This window comes from Micromonospora sonchi (genome assembly GCF_014646235.1).
In the GTDB taxonomy this organism is placed as follows: domain Bacteria; phylum Actinomycetota; class Actinomycetes; order Mycobacteriales; family Micromonosporaceae; genus Micromonospora; species Micromonospora sonchi.
In genome coordinates, this window is sequence record NZ_BMNB01000015.1 from 70,625 (window position 1) to 96,057 (window position 25,433).

Sequence of the window (25,433 nt, forward strand, 5' to 3'; positions counted from 1 at the left end):
CGGCGGGGGAGGCCGAAATGGCTACCGAAGGCTACGATTTGAGGACGTTCCGGAGGCGGTGACGAGGGGCCGGCCTGCGACGTGGGACTGCCTGGTGCCCAGAGCAGAGCTACCGGAGGATCAGGGGCAATGGACGCAATGGAAGTTCCGCCAGCCGTCGGCCCGGTCAATCCGTTCTCCCCCACAGCGGTCGCCCGGATTTCCGAAGGTGACACGCCGGCGACCACGGTGGTCACCGTGGCCATCCGCGACGCCCTCGCCCACCTCGACAACTACCTGCACACCGGCGCCGGCGGGGCGGTCGCCGTGGTGGGCGACTACGGCACCGGCAAGACCCACCTCGCGGCCGAGTTGCTGGCGCAAGCCCGCCGGGTCACGGGCACGGCCGACCAGGCCGTCTACCTCGACGCCCCGGCCGACACGTTCCTGTCGCTGAGCCGCCGCTTCCTGAACCGGCTGTCCCGCGACGCGGTGCGGGCCCTGCTCGACGAGTATCTGACAGATCCGCCCGCCGCCCCGGCGACCGACGAGCGGCGCCCCGCCACCGAACTGCTCGCCGAACGGCTGCGCGGGGAACTGACCGAGGTCACCACCGACCCGTCCGTCGGCACGGTGCTGGCGTTGCTGGTCGATCCCGCCACCGAGGCGATGGCGTGGGACTGGCTGATGGGCTATCCGCCGGGTCCGGCCCTGGCCGCCCGGGGCATCACCACCCGACCGGACGTGGAGTCGGCCGCCGTGGAGACGATGGGTGTCCTCGCCCTGCTGTACGGGCGCCGGCACGAGCGTTTCGTGCTGGTGCTCGACGAGCTGGACAAGATCCTTTCTGCGGCGGGGCGACCCGCCGAGGAGACGATGGCCCGGTTCTCGCGGATGATCGGCGTCTTCGCCTCGGCCGGCGCGTTCCTGGTGATCGCCGGGCTGCCGGACATGCTGCACCTGCTCAGCCCCGAGGTGCGCCAGCGGATCGGGCCGATCGTGCGGATGTCCGCGCTGACCGCGGCGGACGTGCGGGACTTCATCCGGCAGAGCCAGGCGCGGGCGTTCGGCCAGGCGCGGCTGACGCCGTTCACGGTGGAGACCACCGAGTACCTCACGAACCTGACCGACGGGGTGCCACGCCGGTTGATCCGGCTCTGCTACCACCTCTACCAGCGGGCCGTGCAGGCCGGCGGGCCGGTCACCCACCTGATGGTGCGTGAGGCGGTACGCATCCAGTTCGACCTGGCCAGCCGGCAGGACGTCGCCGCCGACGTCCGGCGGATGCTCACCCAGGACGGCTGGTCGTACCAGCGGGATCATCTGCTCGGTTCGCTGCGCGACCTGCCGGTCGACTTCTGGGTGCCGCTGGACGAGTCGGGCGCCGGCTGCTGCGTGCTGCTCTCCGAGTCGGTGCTCAAATCCGAGGAGGTCGACGAGCTCAACCGCCGGGTGGTGACGATCCGGGCCGCGATGCCGGACAGCGAGGTGATCCTGGTCGTCGTCGGGCACCTGCCGGCGGAGTTCGCCGCGGACCTCGCCGAGACGTTCAGCGTCGAGCCGATCGTCTACGATCCGCAGACCTTCGCCGAGGATCTCTCGGGCAGCGTCAAGGCCTCCATGCGCCGGCTGGAGCAGGCCCTGGGCGCGGACGCGCTGACCTCCGTACGGCAACGGGTCGAGCGGATCCAGCGCCAGCAGACCAACACCCAACGCTCCATCGAACGACTGTCGTACCAGCTCGACGAGATCCGGGGCGATCTGCGCCACGACCCCCGGGCCTCGGCGCACCGCGACGGCGACGCGGCGCGGCGGCCACCGGTGCCGACGGGCGCAACAGTCCCGCTACCGGGCCGGGTGGCCCGGGTCTTCGTCGAGGCCATCCAGGCGCTGGACCAGCTCACCGGCTTCGAACGTCACCTGCGGGACGCGTTCGCGCCACCGGGGCCCGAGGTCGGCGGTCGGGCCGGCGGCGGGACACCGCTGCGCTCGGGGCTGCGCTCCCGGGACGTGCAGCGGGCGTTGGGCACGTCGCTGGTGCTGCGCCGGCTGATCGAGGCGTTCCGGGACGGCGTCCAACAGTGGCACGAGAGCCACCGCCACACCCCCCATCCCGGCGACCTGGAACGGCTGGACCGGCTCTGCGAGACCTACGACGGCATCGCCGAATACCTGCCGCTGTTCCAGCTGGACGTGCTGGGTGACCTGGCCGTGCCCGGCCACGACGGCGCGGCCGAGCCGGTGGACCGATCACGCAGCTGGTCGGAGGCGCGCTCGGTGTTCAACGGGTTGAGCGGCCGGGTGCGGCAACTGGTGATGATGGACGGCTGAGCGACCGCGGTCTCAGCCCGCCGCAGCGGCCAACCGGCGCCCCAGGGTCGACATGTCCTGATCGGCCTGGCTGACCCAGTCCTGGTCGAGGACCACCCCGAAGAGATAGTTGTCCGGGGCGAGCAGGTAGTAGAAGAGCGCGCCGATCTCCAGATCGAGCACCAACCGCTCGACGTCGCCCGGGACGGCGCGGCGCAGGTCCCGACTGACCTGCAACGCCAGCAGCGACAGGTCCTCGCCGAGGCGCTCGTAGCCGGCCCGCCGGTCGGCCACGGTGCTGCCGCGGCTGAAGAAGGGTTCCAGCTCCGGGTGGTGCAGGATGTCGACCGCCGCCGTCTGCTCGCCCAGCCGGTGGTGGCTCAGGTAGTGCAGCCCGGCGGGTCGCAACGACGCGGCGAGCGGCGCGGCCACCTCCTCGACCCCGTTCACGTACGGCGCCACGTCCTCGCCGGTCGACGCCGAGGAGATCCGTTCGCCGTCGGCGGTCGACCAGCCGCCCGGATTCTGCGAGGGCAGCCGGACCAGCTGACGCAGGTCGGTGGCGAGTCGGGACGCGGCCCGGTCGACCTCGCTCGCCCGGGCCGGATCAGCCACCTCGTCGACGGCAGCCGATGGCAGCGCCGCGAAGCCCACCACGTATTCGCCACCGACCACGGTGTTGCAGAAGACATAGCCCGTCCGGGTCTGGACGGCCAACCGGACCAACCCGCCGCACTGCAGCTCCCACACCCGTCGGCTGAGTTCGGCCGCCCGGTAGGCCAGCTGGGCGCCCACCCGGCGGTGGGCGTCCCGGCGCTGCGCCGGGTCGGCCCCGTCGACGGCGGGCGGCGCGCAGGCGTGCGCCAGCAGGTCCAACGCGAAGTCGAGCACCCCGCCGGTGTAGTGCGCGACGTGGTAGACGCCGCACCCGCTGAGCAGCAGCTGGCGGCACAGGTCCCGCTTCCGGGCGAGGCCGGGTATCGCCTGTTCGGCCGTCTCCTCCGCCAGGGCGTCGAGCAGCTGCGGATCGGTCACGTCGTGCTCCTCAGCTTCTCGGCACGTCGATGTCGGTGTCGGTCAGGGCGGCCGGGCCGGCCTCGGTGGTGCCGTCGCGAAGCGCGTGGACGGCGGCGAGGTTGGCGACCGCGTCGATGCTGCACGGATGCTGCCGACCGAGGTAACGCAGGCAGGTCCGCCGCGCCTCGTCCTGGATCCGGGCGGCATCGTCCAGATCGCCCCGGGCGGCGAGGTGGCCGGCCTGGGCCGTCGTCGCGGTCAACGTCCACGGGTGGGCGTCACCCAGCCGGACGCGCAGCGTACGCAGGCCCCGTTCGCCGTCGCGCACCGCCTGGTCGTACTCGCCGGCACCGCGCTGGAACAGCCCGAGGTTGACCGAGCAGACCGCGGTGAACGGGTGGCCGGACTCCAGCGTCCGCTCGTAGCCGCGCAGGCAGCGGAGGGCGTGCTGGACGGCGACCCCGGCGTCGCCCGTGCGGTAGTAGTCCACCGCCAGGCTGAGCAGGCTCGCCCGGGTGAGGGGGTGGTCCTCGCCGAGCTGGTCCCGGTAGCCGCGGAATGCCTCCGCGCTGCGCTTCTTGGCGGCGATGATGTGGCCCAGCCGCCGCTCGGTCACCGCGAGGCTGCGGTTGACGTGCAACTCGTCGAGGTGGCCGGCGGAACGCAGCTCGTGCACCCGCTCCAGCGCCTCACGCAGCGTGGCCAGCGACAGATCGTACTCACCGGCCTCCCGCTCGAAGGTGCCCACCAGGCACAACGCCCGCCACGTCCACGGATCCTCCGGCCCGTACAGCGCCATCAACCGGCCCCGCAACTCGTGGGCGAGCCGCAGCGCCTCCCGCGCGTCGCCGGTCAACAGGAACGAGATGGCGAGGTTGTTGACCGCCATCCGGGTGTTCTGGTGATCGTCGCCGAGCACTGTCTGGAAGCCGACGAGGGTGGCCTGGTCCTCGACGAGGGCGTCCTCGAAGCGGCCCAGGCCGCGCAGGTCACCGCCCCGACCCCGGCCGGCGATCAGCGTCCGGAAGTGCCGCAGCCCGTAACGGCGGCGCTGCTCGCCGAGCACCTGCTCGTCGAGGCGCAGGGCCTCCTGGTAGCGGCCCAGCGCCCGGTGTAGGTTCGCGGTCTGGACGAACAACCGCATGGTCAGCTGGTCGAACTCACCGTTGGCCGTCCACCGCTCGCAGGCCGGCTGCGCCAACTGCACCGCGGACTGCCAGGCGTCGCTGTCGTTGAGCAGATAGAGGTAGCGGATCTGCTTGACCACCCAGTGCCGGATGGGTCGCTCGTCGGCCGTCAACGCGTCGGAGGGCACCAGATGCCGTTGCAGCTCGTCGAAGACGGCGGCGTAGCGGGGGTCGTCGGCCTCCGGGTCGGTCGGCGCGTACCCGGCCAGGCCGTACAGCACCTGCCGGTGCCGCTCGTGCCGCTGCGGTTCCGGGATCGTCTCGCGCAGCAGGACCTGGACGGCCCGGTGCATCCGCAGCGCGGCGCCGCGTCCCCAGTCGACGTCGAAGAGCGCGAACCGGGCGCCCACGGTCAGCACCAGGTCGATCTCGCCGGCGGTGAGCAGCAGCTCCTCGGCATCCAGGCCGGCCGCGGCGGCGAGTTGGGTGAGCATCGACACCGACCGCAGCAGGGGCAGCCCGATCCCCTCGGGCGAGAGGAACGCGCCGACTTCGGCCACCCGGATCGCCAGCGGCCCGAACTCGGTGTCCCGCAGCGTGTCCAGGGTGATGTCCAGGACCCGGGCGACGGTGGTGGTCCGCGAACCCGGTATCCGCTCGGCCGGTTCACCGTCGGCGTCGCCGCGCAGTCGCTCCAGCAGCTCCGCCACGCACCGGTTGACCGCCTCCAGGTTGGGTACGCCGTCGTGCTCCAGCGACCGGATGCGCTCGCGCATCCAGGCGGTGGCCAGCCGTAGGGCCAACGGCAGGTGCTCCAGCGCGCCCGCGATGGCCCGCGCGTCGTCGGCTCGGATGCCCAGCACCCGCCGGAGCATGGCGACGCTCTCGTCGCCGCTGAACGCCGCGACCTCCAGCGGCGCGGGCAGGTTGGAGGAGCCGTCGTCCCGCGAGGTGATCAACACGTGGCCGCTGCCGGGGCGGGGTTGCAGCCCGGTCAGCACGTCCGCGTCGTCGGCGTTGTCGTAGATCAGCAGCCAGCGGGCCACGGCACCACGCGACGCGGAGAGCGCCGCCAGGGCCGCCTCCGCCGCGCCGGCACCGTCGACCGCGTTGATCTCCTCGGCCAGCTCGCCGAGCGCCGCCTGCACCGTCTCCCGGTCCTGCGCCGGGATCCACCAGACCACGTCGTAGTCGTAGGCGAAGCGGTGGGCGAACTCGCGGGCGAGCTCGCTCTTGCCGACGCCCGCACCGCCGGCGAGGGTGACCGGGCCGCCGCCGTCGGTGAGCCGGTCCCGCAGCCGTTCCAGGTACGCGCCGCGCCCGACGAACGCCTCGTTGCGGGGCGGCAGGTTGCTGCGCAGGCGCCGGTCCATCTCGGCCGGGTACCGGGGCGCGGTCCGCGAGTCGTCGGCGGGCTGCACCGGCGCGATGAGTCCGAGCCGGCTCAGCAGCAACGGCTGGGCCCGGCCCGGATCGGCCTGCCGCAGGTCGATCACCCGGCTCGGATCGAGGTGCTGCTCCGGCTGGTGCCGCGAGGTGAGCACGCCGAGCAACTCGGCGTCGTCGGGATCCGGCGCGGCGGAGAGATCGGCGCCGACCAGCCGGAGCACGCGTTCGGACAGGATGGCCAGCACGGTGGCGTCCGCCGGGTATGCCGGCTCGACGCCGGACCGGACGACCTGGCGGTGGACCCGGACGTTGGCCCGCCGCAGCTGCCCGCCGATCCAGTCGGCCCACGGCCGGTCCACCGGCTCGTACAACACCACGATCTCGTCGGCGCTCTCGGCGCGCTCCAGCAGCACGCCGCGGCGGTAGCGGCGGCGGATCCGCTCCGGCACGGCGGCGGCGCGGGCCACCGCGCCGCCGCTGATCCAGGAGGTCATCTGTTCGTAGGCCGCCAGCAGGCTGGTCTCCGCGCCGGGCGGATCGGCCAGCACCGCCAGCACGTCGTCGTAGGTGTCGTACGCCTGCTCGGGCACCTCGACGATCTCCACGGCGGGCGAGGACGACGTGCCGTGGGCGGCCTCGTCGAGCAGCTTGGCGAACGCCTTGCGGGCCGAGTCGCGGACCTCGCCGTACCACGGTTGGCTCACGTCGCGCAGGGTCGGCGCCGCGAGCACCCGGATGCCGCCGGTGGCCTGCCGCTGAAGCTGACCGGCGAGCTCGGCGGCCTGCAGCATCGCCTGACGTCGGGGCGGCATGCAGACCACCGCGACGTCGCTGAGCAACGCGGTGTAGGTGATGCCCGGCAGGCTGAGGTCCACCGGGGTGTCGATCAGGACGTAGTCGTAGGAGGCGTACCGCTGCAACAGCTGGCGGATCCGCGCCGGGTCACCGGCCGGCACGCCGTCGCTGTCCAGGCCGACACCGACCATGTCGAAGGTGAAGCCCGACCCGGGGATCGCGTAGCGGTAGAGGATGCCCTGCTCCGGCGCGGGCGGGGCGATCACCGGGGCGCTCCGGTGCGACGGGCCGTCCGAATTGGGGTTGATCACGGCACCGAGGTCGACACCGAGCACCTCGGCCACCGAGACGGCGTCCACCCGGAACGGACGGAGGTAGTCGTAGATCCGGGGGGTCCGGGTGCACCAGTCCACGGCGAGCACCCGCTTGCCGTTGGAGGCGAGGATCCAGGCGATGTTGGCCAGCGCGCTGCTGCGCCCGGTGCCGCTGGCCGGTGAGACGAACGAGACGATGGTGCAGCTGCCCGCTGGTTCGTCGCCGCCGGCCGGCCCGGCCCGGCCGGGCGCGGGACGGCGCTGCGGTACGCCGGCCCGGGTGGCCGGACCGCTGCGCGGCTCAGTCTTCGCCATCGAGCGCACTCTGGAAACCGGCGTACTGGTCGCCGGGATCGGCGCTGCGTCGCTCCAGCCGGCGCAGCGCGGCCAGCAGGACCGCGCTCGGTACGGCGTCGAGCGCGGTCGGATCCACCTCGGTCAGATCGATCAGATCGGAGCGCACCATGTCCTCCCCGGTTTCCATCCGGCGATCACCGCCCGTCTGCGTCTCGCACCGATCGCGTCGCCACAAAGCCGGACATCGACCGTTGGCCAGATCCGCTGCGTATGCCCATGATAACGGTGCGCCGCAGCGGCCATCGCCCGTACCTTACGGGCGCGACCACGTGGCGCGCAGGACACGCCGGACGGACGCACCCGGCATCCCCGGCCCGGCCGGCTCGATCGCGGACGGCCAGTCGAGCGGTCCACGTCGATGTATGCTGGTCATCTTCGACGGTGGCCGAAGCGGCCGCCGCCAGAAGGGCGGAGCCCCTGATGCCCGGATCCGACGACCGCCGCCGTCGCGCCGCTGGTCCCGGTTCGGCGGCCCGGCACACCCCGCCCGTCGCGTTCCGGCAGTTCGTGCTCAAGCTGCACAGCCGGTGCGACCTGGCCTGCGACCACTGCTACGTGTACACGATGGCCGACCAGCGCTGGCAGGCCCTGCCCCGGGTCATGCCGCGGCCGGTGCTCGACGCGACCGCCCGGCGGATCGGCGAACACGCCCGCGCGCACGGGCTGCGCCGGGCGGAGGTCATCCTGCACGGCGGCGAGCCGCTGCTGGCCGGGCCGGCGATGATCGAGCACGCCGTGGCCACGCTGCGCCGGGAGACGGCACCGGTGCCGGTCCGGGTGACGGTGCAGACCAACGGCATCCGCCTGGACGAGGCGTACCTGCGCCTGTTCGACCGGCTCGACGTGCGAATCAGCGTCAGCCTCGACGGTGACCGCGCCGCCCACGACCGGCACCGGCGCGGGCCGGACGGGCAGGGCAGCCACGAGCGGGTCGAGGCGGCCCTGCGGCGGTTGGTCGCGGGCCCCGGCCACCTGTTCAACGGTCTGCTGTGCACGGTCGACCTGCGCAACGACCCGGTCAGCACGTACCACGCACTGCTGGCGCACCGCCCGCCGGCGATCGACTTCCTGCTGCCGCACGGCACCTGGAGCACGCCGCCGCCGGGCCGTCCCCCCGACACCCGACAGGTGCCGTACGCGCGATGGCTGGCCGCGGTCTTCGACCGGTGGTACCGCGAGCCGGGCCCGCCGGTGCGGATCCGGATCTTCGACGAGATCATCCAGCTGCTGCTCGGTGGCGCCTCCCGGCTGAGCGGGGTGGGCACCAGCCCCGTCGCGGTGGTGGTGGTGCAGACCGACGGCGCGATCGAGTTGGACGACACGCTCGGCGCCGCGTACGCCGGCGCGGCCCGGACCGGCCGGCACGTGACCCGGGACCCGTTCGACGCCGCGCTCGCACTGCCGGCGGTGCGGGCCCAGCAGGCCGGTCCGGCCGCGCTCAACGCCACCTGCCGCGCCTGTGACCTGGGCCGGGTGTGTGGTGGTGGGCTACGCACCCACCGCTACCGCGCCGGCAACGGCTTCGACAACCCGTCGGTCTACTGCCCCGACCTGTACGCCCTCATCAGCCACATCCGACGCACCGTCGACCGGGACGTGGCGGCATGGCGAGGAGCGGCGTGGTGATCCTGGCCGAACACCGGCTCCCGGCCCGGGTGCTGGACGAACTCGCCGCCGGCCGGGGCGGGGTGGCCGCCGTCGAGCGGCTGCGGGCCGCGCAACGCAGCAAGACGCTGCTGGCGGTACGCGCGCTCGTGCTGCTCGTCCGCGAGACCCGACATCCGGACGAGGCGGCGGTCTGCTCGGCGTACCGTCTGCTGACGGCACTGCCGCCGGCGGAGCGCACGGCCGCGCTCGGGCATCCGCCGGTCGCCGCGTGGGCGTTCGGCACCGCGTCCCTGCTACGGCGGGGCGAACCCGGGGCGACCCATCCGGGGTTGCTCGCGGCGGTGGCGGCGGCCGCGGCCGTGCGCGCCGGCACCGACGCCGACCTCGACGTCCCGCTCGACCCCGGTGCGGCCGGCCGGCTGGACCTGCCCGGCCTCGGCACGGTGCTGCTGCCCCCGTCGACCAGACGGGCCCGGGTCCGGGTCAGCGACGGGCGGGCGCGAGCGTACGGCGCGGGCGAACGGATCGACATCGGCACCGGCCCGCCGACCGACCCGCGATGGCGGCCGGTGCCCCGGCTGGAGGTCGCGCACCGCGGGTTGCCGCTGTCCCTGCTGCTGGACACGCCGGCCTGGCGGCACGTCCCGGCCGCCGGCACCGGCCACCGGATCGGCGGCACGGTCACCGGCGCCTGGCGGTCCCGCCTGGCCGGGGGGTGGCGGCTCCTGGTCGAGCACCACCGGCCGGTCGCCGGGGAGATCTCCGCCGCGCTGCGCGTGCTGGCCCCGTTACCCGCGCCCCGCGCCGGTACCCGCAGCGGCACCTTCCACCACGCCTTCGGCTCGGTGACCATGTCGATGCCGCCGGACGCCCGGTCGGCGGCCGTCACCCTGGCCCACGAGATCCAACATCTCAAGCTGGCCGCGTTGACGGACATGTTCGCGCTGATCGAGCCGGGCCCCCGGGAGCTGTTCTACGCGCCGTGGCGCCGCGATCCGCGACCGCTGGACGCCCTGCTGCAGGGCGCGTACGCCCATCTGGGCGTGGCGGGCTTCTGGCGACGGCAGACCCGGGTGGCCCGGGCCGGCGCGCCCCGGCACCACGCCGAGGTCGAGTTCGCCCGCTGGCACCGGGCGGCCGACGAGACGGTCCGGGTGCTGGCCGCGCAGCGCCGGTTGACCCCGGTGGGTCGACGACTGGTCCACGGCATGGCCGGGATGCTCGACCGGTGGGCCGGCGAACCGGTGTCGCGACAGGCGGCGACCGAGGCCGGCCGGTTGCTGGACGCACACCGAGCGCGCTGGGAGCGGACCCGGGCACCGACCGGGCCGACACGAGGTTGACCAGTCTCCCTTACGCTGTGTCCATGGGGGAGGGTAACGGTGAGTCCGCGCGTCGTGAATGTTTCGTGATCGCACCGATCGGCCCGGAGGGCTCGGAGATACGCAAACGCAGCGACCAGATCCTCAAGCACGTCATCCGCCCGGTGGTGGAGGAACGGGGTTTCGTCGCCGTGCGGGGCGACGAGATCGAACGCGCCGGTCTGATCACCTCGCAGGTGCTGGACCACATCATCCGCAACGACCTGGTCATCGCCGACCTGACCGACCAGAACGCCAACGTCTTCTACGAGCTGGCGGTCCGCCACGCGCTCCGCAAGCCGTTCGTGCAGTTGATGGCGAAGGACCAGCACCTTCCCTTCGACGTGCAGGGGATGCGCACCATCCTCGTCGACCACACCGATCTCGACAGCGTGCACGACGCCAAGAAGCAGTTGGGCCGGGCCATCGACGCGATCGGCCGGGAGGCCGACATCGTCACCCCGATGTCGGTCGCCCTCACCCTCCAGGACCTGCGCGGGTCCTCCAGCCCGCACGAGGCGGGCCTGTCGCAGATCATCGAGACGCTGCCGCAGATGATGGACATCCTCCAGGACGTGCAGCGCCACCTGGGCACGGGCGGCTACCGCGACGGGTCGGCCGAGGACGACCACCGGCGGTTGCGGACCCTGGTCGAGACGCTGGTGGCCCGGGGCGGGGTGAACGCGTACGAGCTGTCCGGGCTGCTCGGTGGGGGCAGCAGCAAGTTCGAACGCTGGGTGGCGCATCTGATCCAGGTTGCCGGGCCCGAGGCGACGGGCCCGGCCAACGACCAGCCACCGGCGTGACGTCTAGGGCCGGGCGGCGTCGCGCAGATCGTCGAGGAGAAGGGTGATCAGGCGCTCCTCCATCACGGCCCGACCCGCCTGCCGCATGGCCGGCGACAGCGTCGGGTCCCAACCGGTGTCGGTGGGCACACCGAGCAGCGCCGGGCCCGAGCCGGCCGCCGAGGCGTACTCGGCGGTGCTCATCCGCCACGGCACCGCCGTCGGGTAGCGGTCGAGGGCGGCGGCGGTGAGCCGTACGCCCGTCCAGTCGAAGTCGTTGCGCCACCTGAGCACCGCGCGTCCGGCGGCGCGCAGCAGGGTGTGCACCGCCACCGAGGGCACCCCCTCGGTGCAGACCAGTGGCGGCGACTGCGCCCCGAGCGCGGCGGCCGCCGCCCGGAGCACGGCCGGATTCTCGCAGACGAAGATCTCGTCGGCGGTCACCGCCGGCGGGAAGCGGCGCAGCTGGTGCAACGTGACCCGGAGCGGCTCACCCACGGCGGCGGCCTCGGTCAGCCACCGGCCGAGCGGGCCGCCGCCGGCCGGTAGGTTGAGCACCAGCACCTGGCTGGCGAGATCGTCCGGAACGAGCCCGACGGATTCCCACAGCGCCCGTTCGGGCTCGCCGCCGCTCGGCACCGGCACCTCCTGCCAGGCGGCGAGGGCCCGGAGCACCAGGCCGCGCAGGGGTCCCTCGCTGAGCGCCTTGGTGTCGTCGAGCAGCCGGTCGGCGAAGACCGGGATCGGCTCGTCCGCCGCCGGCAGGGCGTCCAATACCCGCACCACGTCACCGAAGGGCAGCCCGGCACGCACGACCCGGGTCAGAGTGCCGTCACGGCGCAGCCCGTCGAGCCACTGCTCGTACCAGCCGGCGGCGGCGTGTCGGCCCGCGCTGGCCAGGTCCAGCAGGACGTCCCGGGCCACCGCTTCCCGCTTCGCCTCGGCCGCCCGGCTGCGCAACGGCGCCGAGGCGGTAAGCAGATCGCGCAGCCCGACCCCGTGGACCGCGCGAAGCTGGTCGTCCACGTCGGCCAGCCGCACGGTGAGTCGGGTCGACCCGGCGGACCGGTGGGCACCGGTGATCCCGATGATGGCGATCCGCTCGTCGTCGCTGGGCGACTGGAGGCTCACCGTGCCGTCGAGTCGTCCACCGCTGCGTTCGAGGCTGCGCCGGGCCGCGGCCAGCAGCCGCCGCCAGCCCGGATCCGCAAAGGGCGGCGGTGTGGGGGCGTCGCCGCCCGGCTGCGGCCCGCTAGTCACTGGCCGGGGGCGAGGTCGAGGACGAGCGGCGCATCGGCATCGCCGTCGGGGCGAGTGGCGGCCGGTGCCCGGCGGGTCTCCGGCGAGCCGAGCGCGCGGGCCAGCGTCCCGTCGAAGTCGGCGATGTTGACCGATCCGTCCCAGACCAGCAGCAGGCTGGAGACGGTGTGCTCGGTGGCCGAGTGGGACAGGTCGTAATGGGCCGCGCCGCTGACGCTGGGATGGGTGGCCCACAGGTCGTACCCGGTCATGAACAGGTCCAGGTCGAACTGCTTCGCCAGCGCCATCAGCTCGCCCCGGCCGGTGTCGTCCACCCCGGCGAACGCCTCGTCCAGGCCGAGCAGCCGGGGCGCGTCCGGGCGGGCCGAGCCGAAGAGCGCGTTGGCGGCGGCGAAGAGCGGCAGGTGCAGGGAGACCGACTGCTCACCGCCGGAGAGCTGGCTGTGCCGGGCCCGGGTCAGGGCCTCGGTGCCCCCGCCCGGTCGGTGCAGGGTGAACGCGAACGTCCGCCACTGCCGATAGTCGAGCACCTCGCCGAGCAGTTCCCGGTACGGCCGCTCGGGATGCAGCGCCCGCGCCGCCTTGATCCGGGCGGCGAAGTGCCGGCGCATGGTGGTCAGCGGAGCCGGCCCCAACCGGGCCGGGTCCCGCTCCAACAGCTTGCAGACCTCGCGCTGCTCGTCGTCGAGGTCGTCGGCGAGCCGCCAACCCACGCCGACGGTGAGCCCGCTGGACATCCGGCGGGCCCGCATCTGGGTGTCCATCGCCGCCACCAGGTCGCGGGCCTCGATGGTGCGGTGGTGGATCTGCCGGGCCAGTTGACCGAGCAGCGCGTCCTCCAGGACCCGCTGCTCGGCGTCGGTGAGCAGCTGCTCCTGGTCCCGACGCTCGCGGGCGATCCGCTCGGCGAAGTGCGCGACCGGGGTGAGCCCCTGCTCGTCGGCGACCCGGACGAGGATCACCCCGTCGTCGGTGTCCCACTCCGGACGCTGGTCCAGACCGGCCGCCGGCAGCTGCGCCTGCAACTCGGTCAGGGCGGTGGTCAGCCGGGTGGCGCTCTGCTTGAGCGACGTCTCGGTCGGGCTCAGCTCCCGGGTCGCGGCGAGGATCGCCTCGTGCAGGGCGACCACCTCCGGCGCCAACTGGCCGCCGGGCGTCTCGTCGGTCACCCGCGCCGGCCACCGCAGCTCGGTCGGGCAGCGGAGCAGCCCCAGCAGGTCGGGCCGGGCGTACGGGCGCAGCCGCAGCGCGTCCTGGTGCGCCTCGGTCACCGCTGCGGCGACCGCCTGCTCCCCCAGCTCGACCCGGGTCGCCGCGGCGGCCCGCCGCTGCTGGGCGACGCTCAGGTCGGCCCGGACCCGGTCGACGGCGGCCTCGGCCCGTTCGATCTCGTCGGTGGTCCGGGCCACGTCGGCGAGTACCCGCTCCGCCTCGGCGCCGATGCTGGCCCGCAGCGTACGGTGCGCCTCGGCCTTCTCCCGGTGCCGCTCGGCGGCGACGTGGGCCGCCTGTTCGGCGGCGAGCAGCCGGTCGACGGCCTCGTCGTGGCGGTGCTGCGCCTGTTCCTCCTGCTCGGCGGCGCGGCCGACGGCCGGGTAGGCGCTGTCGAGGCGTACGCCACGGCGTTCGAACCGGTCCACCGCGTCGGCGGTGGCGTCCAGGCGCTCGGGCGGCAGCGACCGCTGGGCCGTGACCCGGCGCAGCGCCGCGTCCGTGCTCGCCCGCTCGGCCAGCGCCCGGTCCAGGCGGGCGTTGGCCGCGGCCGCCGCCTCCTGCCGGCCGCGCAGCGTGGTCGCCGCCCGCTCCAGGTTCCGCAGCGCGCTGTGGATCGGGGCCAGCGGCGGCAGCTCGCCGGCGGCGCCGGCCACGGCGACCAACAGCCGGTCGATCGCCGCCCGAGCCTCGTCGAGGGTGCGCATCCCGGTGTCGAGCGCGGCGAGCTGCCGGTCGCACTCGGCCAGCCGGGCGGCGCGTCGGGCCGCGCGGGCGGTGGCCCCGATGAACTCGCACCGCTGCTTGGCGAACCGCCCGGCGGTGACGCCCTGGGCGTAGCGGCCGTCGACGCCGATGGTCACCGGGGCGGCGTGCGGCGCGTCGACCACGTCGGCCAGCGCCACCGAGGCGAGCACGTCGTGGATCCGCTCGGCGGGCACCTCGTCCTGTTCCTCGGCGACCAGCACGTCGGCGAGGGTGGCACCGGCCGGACGGTGGTGCGGCGGCAGCGGCAGCAGGTAGCCGTCCAGGTCGTCGCCGGCCACCGCGTGCGCGGCGGTGCCCGCGTCCGGGTGCACCCAGGCGTCCAGCAGTCCGGCGGCGTGCAGGGCCGCCTCGACCGCGGCGGCCTCGGCGGCGGGCACCGGGTCGCGGTACCGGACCAGCCGCCACAGCGGGGCACCCGCCCGGTCGGTGCGCGCGGCGGTGCGGGTCGCCGGGGCCGGTGGGGCGTCGTCCTGTTCGGCGCCGATCCGGTCCCGCTCGGCCACCAGCTCGGCCCGGCGGCCGGTCAGCGCCGTCCGCTGGGCGTTCAGTTCGGCGAGCCGGTCGCGGTGCCGGTGGACCGCCGGCGCGGTCGCGTCCGCGTAGAGCTCGCGCAGGGTCGGCGCGCCGGGTTCGCCGGCGGCGTCGACGGCGGCGGCGAGCATCACCGCGAGGTCCGGTTGGTCCAGGTCGGGCAGCAGGTCGTCGTGCTGGCGTGCCCAGCCTTCGAGGTCGGCGCGTACCTGGTCGCGGGCGTCCGCGGCGGCCCGCTCCGCGTGCTGCTCGGCCTGTTCGGCCTCGGTGAGCGCGTCGGTCGCGGCGGTCGCGTCGGCGGCGGCCCGGATCTGGTCACGCTCGGCCTGGGCGTGTCGGGACGCCTGTTCCCGGACGGCGCGCACGTCGTCGCGCCGGGCGCCGGCCCGCGCGGCGAGGCGGGTGGTCAGGCCCTCGGCCGTGTTGTCCTCGGCGGTCCAGGGGATCCCGGCCGCCTCGGCGTCGAGCAGCAGTTCGGCGGCGAGCCGGTCGGCCGTCGAGCGGGCGTCGCGGGCCGCCCGCGACGCCTGCTCCCACTCGCCGCGCCGCCGGGTGGTGGCGGTCTGCTCGGTGCCGACCGCGTGCCCGGCGCGCTGCGCCGCCTCGGCCAGGTCGTGCACGTGCCGTTCCAGGTCGGCGAGCTGCTCGTGGGACTGGTACGCCGCGGAACTGCGCAGCCGGTCCAGATGCGCCCGCAGGCGGCCGGGCTCCCCCTCGACGGTCCGCAGGGCGGTGCCGGCCGCCGTCTCCGCCTCGCCCGCTGCCGTGGCCTCCCGGCGTGCCTCGGCCAACGCCCGGGCGTGGTCGGCGATCGCCTCCCGGCGGGCGGCCAGCTGGTCGGCCACGGCCCGCGCGTGGGTCCGCAGGTAGGTGGAGTAGACGGTGAGGAAGGCGGCGGTCGCGCCGTCCGCCGCCGCCAGCCCCTCCAGCGTACGGGCGACCGCCTCCATGTCGTCGAAGGAACGGGCCGCCTCGACGAGCAGGTGGTCCTCGATGGGACGCAGTCCCCGTTGCAGGGTCCGGGACAGCTCGATCGGGTTGAGGTCCTTGGCCAGTTGCGGCTTGCGCAGCGTCAGCACCAGGTCGAGCAGTTGCTCGTAGCGGGCCGGGCCGAGACCGAACAGCCGGGCGTCGATCAGGTGCCTGTGCTCCTCCGGCGAGTCGCGCACCGCCTCGGCGCCGAGTGCGTCGATCAGGTCGCGCCGGGTCAGCGGCCGGTCGTCGGCGTCCAGCAGCGAGAAGTCGATTCCGACCCGACCGTCGGTGACGAAGTGCCAGCGGGTCACCCGGTCGACGTGCCGGTGCGCGCGCAACCCGATCCCGACCGTCACGTACGTCTCGCCGTCGCCGAACTCCAGCCACACGTAGGAGTGGGCGACCTCCTGCCCCCGGTAGAGCAGGTTCGACTTCATGGTCCGGTCCTCGCTGGCGAACGGGTTGAGCCGGCGCGGCTCGATCCGCCCGTCCAGCACGTACGGGAAGAGGACCTCCAGGGCCTTGGTTTTGCCGGAGCCGTTCGGCCCGCGCAGCACCAGCCACCCGTCGACGAAGAGGAACTCCTCGTCGCGGTAGTCCCAGAGGTTGATGATGCCCGCCCGGGTGGGCGCGAAGCGGCGGACGGCACGTTGTTCGATCACGGCGGTATCCAGGGGTCAGAAGAGGGTTTCGGCGGCGGCCCGTTGCCGGAGCGCCGCCACGGTGTGGCGGTAGCGGCCGACCAGCGGTCGGACCAGCACGCCGCCGGGCACACGGATGACCGCGCCGAAGCGTTCCAGCAGCGCGATCGCCTCGCCGGCCAGCCGGTGCGGGTCGGCGTGCCACTGGGCGCCGAACGCGGAGGCGTACCGGCGCAGGATCTCCGCCACCGCCTCGCGCAGAAAGCTGTCGGTGACCAGGGGCAGCCGGGTCTCGTCGGGCGGGCCCTGCGGCGCGTCCGGCTCGGGGGCGACCGGCGGCGGTGTCTCGTCGTTGAGTTCGACCAGCGTGGCGGTCGGCAGGCCCGCGTCGACCTGCTCGACCAGGGCGCGCTGCCGGGCCGACTCGTCGGGCGGGGCCAGCCGCCGGACCCGGCGACCGTCCGGATCGAGGGCACGGTCGGCCAGCTCGACGGCGAGCAGGACGGCGGCCTGCGCCACCGAACCGGTGCCGGGGAAGCGCTCCACGGTGAAGCCGGCGGTGTCCACCAGCAGCACCCCCTCGGCCCGTCGTTCCAGGCGCAGCCCGGTCAGCCGGGCCAGGTCGGCGGCGAGGGCGGTACCGCGCAGGTGGTTGGCGACCGGGGGATCGACGTCGCCGAGGTAGACGACCGGCGACTCCACCACCGTACGGCGGGCCACCTGGGCGCTGCGTCGGCGCTCGGCGTTGCCGCTGCTGGCCAACGACCGGTCCAGCAGCGCCTCCACCGAGCCGACGTGTTGCAGCACCCGGGTCGGGCGGAACAGTGCGACGACCACGTCGCGGGCCACGTCGTACAGCGCCTCGCCGGCGCCCGGGTCGCTGGCCCAGGCGGAGGTGGAGCCGTCGGCCAGGCGGAGCGCGCCCCGCTCCTCGAGCCAGCCCACCGCGTCCACGAACGCCCGGCGGTCGGCACCCTGATCCGGATCCAGGCCGAGCCCGCTGATCCGGCTCGCGTCGGCGGCCACCGAGTCCGCCAGCTCGCTCAGTGTGATCTGTACGCCGGCTCTGCCCAGCACCGCCAGGCAGAGCGCGAGGTACGCGTAGCGTCGGCGGTCGAACGGTCGGCCGGTCCGCGACCGGGCCGGCTGGGTGGGGTCCAACCGGTCCTTCGCCCGGACCAGCCGGGCCGTCCCGCCGTGCAGCTCCAGCCGGTAGCCGAACGCCTCGGAGAGGTCCCGCCGCAGGGTCGTGGCGAACCGCCGCACCCGGGGCAGCGCCCGCTCGTCCGGCCAGGTCGCGGTGATCAGCGGATGGCGCAGCACCAGGCGGACGGCGCGCTGGTAGTCGGCGAGTTCCAGGTCGGTGACGTCGGCGGCGAACCGGTGCCGGATCGGCTCGGTCATACCGCGACCAGCTCCCGGCGTTGCACCGCGGTGTGGCTCGCGGCGGTCACGGCCAGCGCGTACCCGTCGAGATGCAGCCGACCGGCGGCGGTGCGCACGGTGCTGAAGCGGCCCGGTGCGGGCGTGAGGGTGAGCCGCACACCGTGCGCCGCCGCGGCGAGCGGCACCGCCGCGGCGGCTCCGGTCCGCGCGGCGAGGGCGAGGTCGAGCAGCCGCAGCAGCACCGCGGTCTGCTCCGCGTCCAGCCGATGTACGTCGAGATCCTCCTCGGCCAGCACCGCCGCCGCGTCGGCGAGCCGGCGCTCGCGGGCCAACTGGTCGGCGCGCAGCCGGTGCCGGCGGTCGTCGCTCCGGTCGATCCGGGCCGGTCGGCCCCGCCCCTGCCCGGGCTCCCGGCCGGTCGCGACCAGGGTCCGGGACAGCTCCACCGCTGGCGCGTCCCACCAGGACAGCCGGGTCGGGATCGCTTCCGGGTCGGCGTGGGTCACCGCCACGTGCCGGGGCGCGCCCAACCCGAACGCGGCGTCGAAGAGCGCGTCGGCGGCGTCCTGCGAGGGCACCCGGGTGAACCACGCGGCGAGGTGACGCAGTTGCGACTCGCGGCTGACCCCGCCGCGCCGGGCCTCGGTGACCCGGCGGAGCAGGGCCAGCACGTCGCCGATCGCCGCGACGGTGGCGTCGGCGAGCCGGTCGGCCTCGCTGGTCTCCTCGGCGCCCGGCGGGGCCAGCCAGGAGCGCAGCCCCTGCCACCGGCGCCGCCAGTCCTCCAGTCGCTGCGCCGGGGTCTGGAAGAGCCGCTCGTCCGCCTCGGCCGCCGCCTCGATCAGGCGGTCCAGGCCGGTCGCCTCCACCTCGTGCACCGCCGCGCGCAGCCGCGGCGTGTAGCGCTGCAACTCGTCGTGGAAGTCGCGCAGGTGGGCCAGCAGGGCATCCTTGTGGGCGAGGAACGCCTCCGGGCGTACGTCGTTGGTGCGGCTCAGGTCACCCAGCATGTGGTAGAAGCGGGCCGCCCGCTCGGCGATGTCGGCCAGCGCCCGGTCCAGGCGGTTTAGCTTGCGGTAGACCTCCTCGGCGTCGCCGGTCTCGTTGGCGGCGGCGAGCGCGGCCAGGTCGGCGAGCAGGTCGGCGAAGACCAGCCGGGACAGCGTGCTGTCGTCCATCGTCGCGGTGAGCACCGCCTCCACCGCCCGGTGGGCCCGGTAACCGGCCTCGGTGAACTGGTAGACCGAGTGCCGGTTGCGGTACTCGGCGAGGGTGTTGGCCCGGGTGCCGTCCTGGCCCCGGTCGAGCACCCCCCACTCGACCAGCGCGTCGAGCAGCCGGGGCAGTTCCAGCTCGGCGGGGTCGGGGCAGTCCGGGTTCGCCTCGTGCAGCGCCCCCAGCGTCGCGGCCACGTCGGCGGTGTGCAGCATGACGTGGTAGCTGGAGCGCGCCGCCTCGAAGGCGCGCAGCAGCCAGCGGTAGGTGAACCGGTGCTCGGCCGTGACGTAGCCGAACAGCCGCATCCGGTCGTCCAGCCCGAACTCGTCCAGCCCGAAGGTGGGTCTCGACGGTTGTCCGGTCATCGTCGTCCTTTCGGCGGCGGTCCTTCCGGCGGCACAGCCTACCGAGAGCTCCAGCGCCCGCCCGCCGCACCCGCCAGGCGTGTCGCCGTGGCGTGCGGCCCGGGCCGCACGCCGGCTCGGCTGGCCGGGCAGCCGGTCACTCGAACCGGGACGGGTCGCCGGCGCCCCGGCGCAGGATCTCCGGCTCGTCTGCGGAGAGGTCCACCACGGTGGTCGGCTCCTTGCCGCACTCCCCCGCGTCGACCACCGCGTCGAGCTGGTGGTCCAGCCGTTCCTTGATCTCCCAGCCCTGGATCAGCGGCTCCTCCTCCCCGGGCAGGATCAGCGTGCTCGACACCAGCGGCTCACCCAACTCGGCCAGCAGCGCCTGGGTGACGGTGTGCGCGGGTACGCGGACGCCGACGGTGCGCTTGCGCGGGTGCAGCATCCGGCGCGGCACATCCCGGGTGGCGGGCAGGATGAACGTGTAGCTGCCCGGGGTGCATGCCTTCACCAGGCGGAAGATCGCGTTGCTGACCTGCACGAACTGGCCGAGCTGGGCGAAGTCCCGGCACACCAGCGTGAAGTGGTGCCGGTCGTCCAGTTGCCGGATCTCGCGGATGCGGTTCAGCCCGTCCGGGTTGTCCAGTCGACAGCCCAGGGCGAAGCAGGAATCCGTGGGATAGGCGATCAGGCCGCCGTCCCGAACGAGGTCGACGACCTGCCGGATGATCCGGGGCTGGGGATTGTCCGGATGTACGTCGTGGTACCTCGCCATGCCCACCACCCTAGAGGCCCGGTCCGATGCGGCAACACCACGCCGGTCACGGTCGGCCGCGGGCGGCTGACACGGTGGTCGCGGACGGCGGCGGGGCCGGCATCAGCGGGGCGTCGCGGCCGGTGCCGCGGCGCCCGTCGCGGCGGGCCGTCTCCTCGTGGTAGTCCTGCTCCACGTTGACCGACCAGACGTCGTGGCCGGTGCCCTCGGCGATGTTCTCGGCGGTCAGCATCGCCGTCAGCATCGAGTGGTCCTGGTTGTTGTAGCGGTGCATGCCGTTGCGCCCGACCGGGTGCACGTTCGGCACCTCGCGCGCCAGCCAGTCCCGGATCACGTCGACGTTGTGCTGGTAACGCTCGTCGTAGACCGGGTACGCCTTCGGCATCCGCACCACGTAGCCGGCCTCGACGGCGCCGGGCCGGATCAACCCCAGTTGCTCCAGCTCGGTGGTCGCGGCGGCGATCAGGTCGGCGTCGGGCGTCCGCCAGGTCTCGTCGCCCACCGACACGAAGTACTCCAGACCGAGGCAGGTGCGGCCGTCCTTGACCAGGTACGGCGACCAGGAACCGAAGTTCTGGATGCGGCCCACCCGTACGCCGGGGTCGTGGACGTAGATCCAGTTGTCGGGGAAGGAGAACTCGGCGGGCACCACCAGCGCCACGGTGAGGAAGTCCCGGTAGCGCAGGTCCTCGGCGGCGGCCCGGACCTGCGGCGGCGGGGCCGGACGCAGCGCCGCCACCAGTTCGGAGATGGGCATCGAGGAGACGACGTGGTCGGCCGGCTCGGTGCGCGGCCCGCTGGCGCCGTCGACGCTGACGGCGATCGCGCGACGCCGCTCCGGGTCGTGGTGCACGGCGGTCACCCAGGTGCCGGTCTGCACCGCCCCGCCACCCCGGCGCACCTGTTCGGCGCAGCGTTCCCACATCATCCCGGGTCCCAGCTTGGGGTACTGGAACTCCTGGATCAGGCTCGCCACGTCCTTGCGGTTACGTTTCGGCAGCACCGCGTTGCGGACCGCCTTGGCCAGCGACAGGTTCTTGATCCGCTGCGCCGCCCAGTCCGCCTGTAGTTGGTCGGCCGGGATGCCCCACACCTTCTCCGTGTACGTCTTGAAGAAGATCGAGTACAGCCGCCAACCGAACCGGGCGGAGACCCACCCCTCGAAGTGCGACTGGTCCGCCGGTGGCCGCAGCCGGGCCCGCGCGTACGAGCCCATGCACCGGGCGGCCTCCCAGAGCCCCAGGTTGCGCAACGCGTTGCCGGCGTTGAGCGGGTAGTCGTAGAGCGCCCCCCGGTAGTAGATCCGACTCATCCTGGGCCGGAGCAGGAAGTCCTCGTCGGGCAGGATCTCGTGCCAGAAGTCCTCGACCCGGGACACCTTCGTGAAGAACCGGTGCCCGCCGATGTCGAAGCGCCACCCGTCGCGCTCCACGGTCCGGCTGATGCCGCCGACCACCTCGTCGGCCTCGAAGACCCGCACCGGGGCGCCGCGGCGGAGCAGTTCGTACGCCGCGGTCAGTCCCGCCGGACCCGCACCGATCACCACGGTGCCGTGCTCGTCGCCCATGCCCCCGCCGCCTCCGTACGCCCAAACCGCTCCAGACGGCCGACCGTTTACCCCACGTGCCGGAGATGTCACCCGGCGAAGGTGGGCATGGTCGGCGCGGCAGCGGGTACGCGGCGCCGATTCGGCCGGCGGCACGGTTCGGGGGACGGATGGTCGGGACGGGCCGGGTGCGCCGACTGTTCGCGCGGGTGCCCGCGCCCTGGCCGTACCTGCTCACCGTTTTCGTCGGGACGAAGATCGTCCTCAGTCTGGTCGGGGTGCTCGCGCTCGCCGCCCTCGACGCGAGCTACTGGGCGTCGCCGGACGACGTGCTGATGCGCCAGCAGCAGCGGGACGTCTCGCCGCACCGGTGGCTCTCGCTCTGGTTCGTCTGGGACTCGTTCCTCTACGACCGCCTGGCCCGGCTGCCGCTCGACGAGCCGTGGCGGGATTTCGGCTTTCCCCTGCTGTACCCGTTCCTCGCCCGGCTGCTCGCCCCGCTGCTGGGCGGCGACACCGCGCTGGCGCTGCTGGTCGTCGCCAACGCGGCCTTCATCGGCGTGCTCTACTACGCCTACCGGCTCGGCGAGCGCCTGCTGACCACCGCCACCGATCGCGGCACCCCCGCCGGCCGGGACACCACCGGTCTCGACCGGGCGGCTCGGCGGTTCGTGCGGTACCTGGTGCTGCTGCCCACCGCCTTCCTGTTCCACGCGGCGCTCACCGAGTCGCTCTTCCTCTGCCTGACGCTGGCGACCTTCTACTACGCGGAGAAGCGGCGATGGCTGCTGGTCGGCGTGGTCGGCTTCTTTCTCGCGCTGAGCCGGTCGGTCGGGTTCTTCGTGGCCGTTCCGCTGGCCCTGGTGTTACTCGGACAGGGCGGCTACCGGTTGGCCCCGCGCGCCCTGTGGGGGTATCTGCGCACGGGCTGGCCGCTGCTGCTGCTGCCCGCCGGCTGGCTCACCTTCATGGCGTTCTGCCGTTGGCGGGGCGGGGACTGGTTCGCCTACAAGCACGCCCAGGAGCAGGGCTGGGGCGTCCGCGTGCAGAATCCGCTCGGCGTGCTCTGGGGCGGGCTGACCGGGGCGGCGCCGGACGCGATCAGGGTCTGGATCGCCGTCGGGGTCCTGGCCGTCCTCGTCGCCGGCGCCCGCCGCCTGGGCCCGCCCTACCTGGTGTACGGGGTGATGATGGTGCTGGTGCCGCTGTCGATGGGTCCGCCCGTCTACCGGAGCCTGCTGCGCTACCTGCTCGCCGTGTTTCCGGTTGCGCTCGTGCTGGCCCGCTGGGCGCGGCGGCCGGCGGTCGACCTCTGGTTGGCTGCCGCGCTCGCGCTGCTGCAGGGTGCCCTGTTCGTCGTCTGGCTCGCCTACTGGACCGGCTTCATCGTCTGAAGCGGCGTCCGGTGACGCGCCCGCATCGCAGCGAACCCGCTGGCGCCGATCATCAGGTACACCCCTCCGAACAGCCAGAAGGCCGCGAAGAGGAGGCCGGGCTGGACCATCGCGAGGATCATGACCAGCGCACCGGCCAGCGCGGTGACCGCGTACCCGGCCCGGATTCCGAACCCGCACAGCGCGCCGAGGACCAGCGGCCCGACGCCCCACAGCGCCACGCCGAGCCAGTCGACACCGACCGTTCCGGTGGCGACCGAGGACGCGATCAGGATCGCGGGCAGGGCCACGAACGCCGCGGCGACGAGGCGCCACACGCGGACGGCGACCCGGCCGATCCCGCGCCGCATCGCCGACGGCACGATCACCGCCGCCCAGAGCAGGAGCACGAGCGGGAAGTAGTACAGACCGATCTCGCCGGAGACGACCGTGAACGCGGTGAGAACCAGCGCGCCGACCACCCCGGCCACCCGCCGCGTCCGGGCGGGCAGCACGAACGGCGCGACCGCGATGAGCGCCGGCAGCAGGGTGAGCATCGCGAACCCGGCGCCGTAGCGCTGCACGATGCTCTGCCCGTCGGGACCGGCCTGCCCTAGGCCGAGTGGCAGTGCCGCGAACGGCAGCAGGAAGCTCACGCACACGGCGGTCAGCACGCCAACCGCCACGGCGACCGCGCGCAGGGTCCGGCCGGCCCGCTCGGCGTGGTCAGGGGCCCGGTCCGCGAGTGCGAGTTCGTCGCGCGCCTGCCCCGCCACCGCCTGCGGGCTGCCGAGACCGGCCAGCGCCTGGTCCATGGTCCGCCCGCTGCCCAGCGCGTCGGTGATGTGCGCGCGGACGTCCTCGACGATCTCCCGCACGGTGTCCGGTGGCGCGTCCGACAGCTCGGCGCCGAGCGCCCGCAGGTAGGTCTCCGCCGCCTCGGGTAGGGCGTGGCTGGTCATGTTTCCTCCGTCATCAGTTCGTCCACGTGCGGCTGGATGTCGCGCCACACCGCCGCGAACACGCGCAACTGCGCCCGCCCCTGGTCCGTGATCGCGTAGTACCGCCGGGCATGCCCCTGCTCCGGGGTCAGCCAGCGGGTCTCGACGCTGCCCGCCTGCCGCATGCGGGCAAGCAGCGGGTAGAGGCTGCCCTCGCTCGCGGTCAGACCGCGAGCGACGAGGCTGTCGGCCAACTCCAGGCCGTACATGTCGCGCCGGGAGAGCAGCGCGAGGACGCAGAACTCGAGTACGCCCTTGCGAATGTTGGTGGTGATCCGCTCACGCGTACCGTCCATGCAAGCAAGATACCTTGCGTAACAAGACAACTGTCAAGCCCTCATCCAGCCCGTGATCGTTGGCGGCTCAGCGGTCACCGCCCCGGCGTGTCGAACCGCTCAGCTGCCAACGATCACGACCGCGTCTGTTCTGGGGATCGTGCCAGCTTGCGGTGTTCGCTGGGGCTCACCCCGTGGACCCGTTTGAACGCCGTGCTGAAGCCGAAGGCGTCCGCGTACCCGAGTCGGCGCGCCACGGCGGCGACCGTCGCGGTGGTCTCGGCCAGCATGTCGACGGCGAGCGCCATCCGCCAGTCGGTCAGGTAGGTCAGCGGTGGCTCACCCATCAGTTCGGTGAACCGTTTGGCCAGCGTTGTGCGGGACACTCCGGCGCGGGCGGCCAGGGAGGCAAGGGTCCACGGCTCACCCGGGGCGTCGTGCATGGCGCGCAGCGCCGGGCCCACCGTGCCGTCGCTCAGCGCCCGGTACCAGCGGGGAGCCTGGGCACCCGGCTGGTCGAACCAGTCCCGGATCGTGCAGACCAGCAGCCAGTCCAGCAGACGATCCAACACGATCTGCCGACCGGGGCGGCACCCGCCGAGCTGGAAGTCCAGGTAGTCGCGAAGCGACGAACAGTCGTGCTCGTCGGGTACGACCAGCACCGGTGGGAGTGCTCCGAGCAGCCGCTGCGGCGCCTGGCCCTGGACGTGGTACGCCCCAGCCAGCAGCACCATCTGCTCGGCCGGGCCCGGCTCCGGTGGCGGCGCCACCAGCGACCGGCCGAAGGTGACGTCGCGCACCTCGTCGGGCGAGAAGCTCGACCGTGGCTCCGCGGAGAAGACGAACGGTTCCGGTCCCCGCACCACGACGGCCTCGCCGACCCGTACCAGAAGTGGCTTGTCGTTCTCGGGGTGGACGATCCAACCCTCGCCGCGCAGCGGCACGCAGAGTGTCAGGGGTGCGCCGTCGGGGAACCGCAGCGCCCACGACGGCGCCAGCACCGACCGGCCGAAAGCGGCACCTTCAGCGCGTACGTCGCGCAGCAGACTGTCGAACGGATCCATCGCTGCACCATAGGGCGCG

General features: G+C 73.8%; 17 protein-coding genes. 5 read left to right on the forward strand and 12 right to left on the reverse strand.

Annotated features, from left to right (window positions below):
- The first annotated feature begins 129 nt into the window (after positions 1-129).
- Entirely contained in the window at positions 130-2,310 is a 2,181-nt protein-coding gene (locus IEY61_RS17355) for an AAA family ATPase (RefSeq protein ID WP_189045557.1), read from the forward strand.
- 12 nt (positions 2,311-2,322) lie between these two features.
- Here IEY61_RS17355 and IEY61_RS17360 read toward each other — a convergent pair whose 3' ends face one another.
- From IEY61_RS17360 to fxsA, 3 genes are read right to left on the reverse strand one after another with little or no spacing between them, the layout of a single operon-like run.
- Positions 2,323-3,324, reverse strand: coding sequence for a hypothetical protein (locus tag IEY61_RS17360; RefSeq protein ID WP_189045559.1), 1,002 nt, complete (start codon positions 3,322-3,324; stop codon positions 2,323-2,325).
- A gap of 10 nt (positions 3,325-3,334) precedes the next feature.
- On the reverse strand, positions 3,335-7,246 hold the full coding sequence (gene fxsT, locus IEY61_RS17365) for an FxSxx-COOH system tetratricopeptide repeat protein (RefSeq protein ID WP_189045561.1): 3,912 nt from the start codon (positions 7,244-7,246) through the stop codon (positions 3,335-3,337).
- Positions 7,233-7,415 (reverse strand): FxSxx-COOH cyclophane-containing RiPP peptide, encoded by a 183-nt coding sequence (fxsA, locus tag IEY61_RS17370; protein WP_189045563.1) that lies wholly within the window; start codon positions 7,413-7,415, stop codon positions 7,233-7,235. The genes fxsT and fxsA overlap by 14 nt, the downstream gene beginning before the upstream one ends.
- A 293-nt stretch (positions 7,416-7,708) precedes the next feature.
- Between fxsA and IEY61_RS17375 the strand changes: the two genes are divergently transcribed.
- Genes IEY61_RS17375 through IEY61_RS17385 form a run of 3 tightly spaced genes read left to right on the forward strand, consistent with a single transcriptional unit; the run spans position 7,709 to position 11,063 of the window.
- On the forward strand, positions 7,709-8,914 hold the full coding sequence (locus tag IEY61_RS17375) for an FxsB family cyclophane-forming radical SAM/SPASM peptide maturase (RefSeq protein WP_189045565.1): 1,206 nt from the start codon (positions 7,709-7,711) through the stop codon (positions 8,912-8,914).
- Positions 8,893-10,239: an HEXXH motif domain-containing protein gene (locus IEY61_RS17380; protein WP_189045567.1), complete on the forward strand. Its 1,347-nt coding sequence runs from the start codon at positions 8,893-8,895 to the stop codon at positions 10,237-10,239. The genes IEY61_RS17375 and IEY61_RS17380 overlap by 22 nt, the downstream gene beginning before the upstream one ends.
- 23 nt (positions 10,240-10,262) lie before the next feature.
- Entirely contained in the window at positions 10,263-11,063 is an 801-nt protein-coding gene (locus IEY61_RS17385) for a hypothetical protein (RefSeq protein ID WP_189045569.1), read from the forward strand.
- A gap of 3 nt (positions 11,064-11,066) precedes the next feature.
- Here IEY61_RS17385 and IEY61_RS17390 read toward each other — a convergent pair whose 3' ends face one another.
- The 6 genes from IEY61_RS17390 to IEY61_RS17415 all read right to left on the reverse strand — a co-directional run bounded on the left by IEY61_RS17390 (position 11,067) and on the right by IEY61_RS17415 (position 21,722).
- The gene (locus IEY61_RS17390; RefSeq protein ID WP_189045571.1) at positions 11,067-12,302 is read right to left on the reverse strand and encodes a TIGR02679 family protein; all 1,236 of its coding nucleotides are present in this window, start codon (positions 12,300-12,302) and stop codon (positions 11,067-11,069) included.
- On the reverse strand, positions 12,299-16,450 hold the full coding sequence (locus IEY61_RS17395) for a TIGR02680 family protein (protein WP_189045573.1): 4,152 nt from the start codon (positions 16,448-16,450) through the stop codon (positions 12,299-12,301). Before IEY61_RS17395 ends, IEY61_RS17390 begins: the two co-directional genes overlap by 4 nt.
- Before the next feature lie 15 nt (positions 16,451-16,465).
- On the reverse strand, positions 16,466-17,833 hold the full coding sequence (locus IEY61_RS17400; protein WP_189045575.1) for a TIGR02678 family protein: 1,368 nt from the start codon (positions 17,831-17,833) through the stop codon (positions 16,466-16,468).
- On the reverse strand, positions 17,830-19,398 hold the full coding sequence (locus IEY61_RS17405) for a TIGR02677 family protein (RefSeq protein ID WP_189045578.1): 1,569 nt from the start codon (positions 19,396-19,398) through the stop codon (positions 17,830-17,832). The genes IEY61_RS17400 and IEY61_RS17405 overlap by 4 nt, the downstream gene beginning before the upstream one ends.
- Positions 19,399-19,534: 136 nt before the next feature.
- Entirely contained in the window at positions 19,535-20,155 is a 621-nt protein-coding gene (locus IEY61_RS17410; RefSeq protein WP_189045580.1) for an L-threonylcarbamoyladenylate synthase, read from the reverse strand.
- Between the two features lie 46 nt (positions 20,156-20,201).
- Positions 20,202-21,722: an NAD(P)/FAD-dependent oxidoreductase gene (locus IEY61_RS17415; RefSeq protein ID WP_189045582.1), complete on the reverse strand. Its 1,521-nt coding sequence runs from the start codon at positions 21,720-21,722 to the stop codon at positions 20,202-20,204.
- A 167-nt stretch (positions 21,723-21,889) separates the two neighbouring features.
- Here IEY61_RS17415 and IEY61_RS17420 point away from each other — a divergent pair, with 167 nt between their 5' ends.
- Entirely contained in the window at positions 21,890-23,095 is a 1,206-nt protein-coding gene (locus IEY61_RS17420) for a hypothetical protein (protein ID WP_229705995.1), read from the forward strand.
- On the opposite strand, the gene IEY61_RS17425 is transcribed toward IEY61_RS17420, so the two are convergent.
- The 3 genes from IEY61_RS17425 to IEY61_RS17435 form a co-directional block, all read right to left on the reverse strand.
- Positions 23,071-24,036: an HAAS signaling domain-containing protein gene (locus tag IEY61_RS17425; RefSeq protein ID WP_189045586.1), complete on the reverse strand. Its 966-nt coding sequence runs from the start codon at positions 24,034-24,036 to the stop codon at positions 23,071-23,073. The two genes, IEY61_RS17420 and IEY61_RS17425, sit on opposite strands and share 25 nt — an antisense overlap.
- Entirely contained in the window at positions 24,033-24,371 is a 339-nt protein-coding gene (locus IEY61_RS17430; protein ID WP_189045588.1) for a PadR family transcriptional regulator, read from the reverse strand. Before IEY61_RS17430 ends, IEY61_RS17425 begins: the two co-directional genes overlap by 4 nt.
- Before the next feature lie 113 nt (positions 24,372-24,484).
- Positions 24,485-25,414: an AraC family transcriptional regulator gene (locus IEY61_RS17435; protein WP_189045590.1), complete on the reverse strand. Its 930-nt coding sequence runs from the start codon at positions 25,412-25,414 to the stop codon at positions 24,485-24,487.
- Positions 25,415-25,433 lie beyond the last annotated feature (19 nt).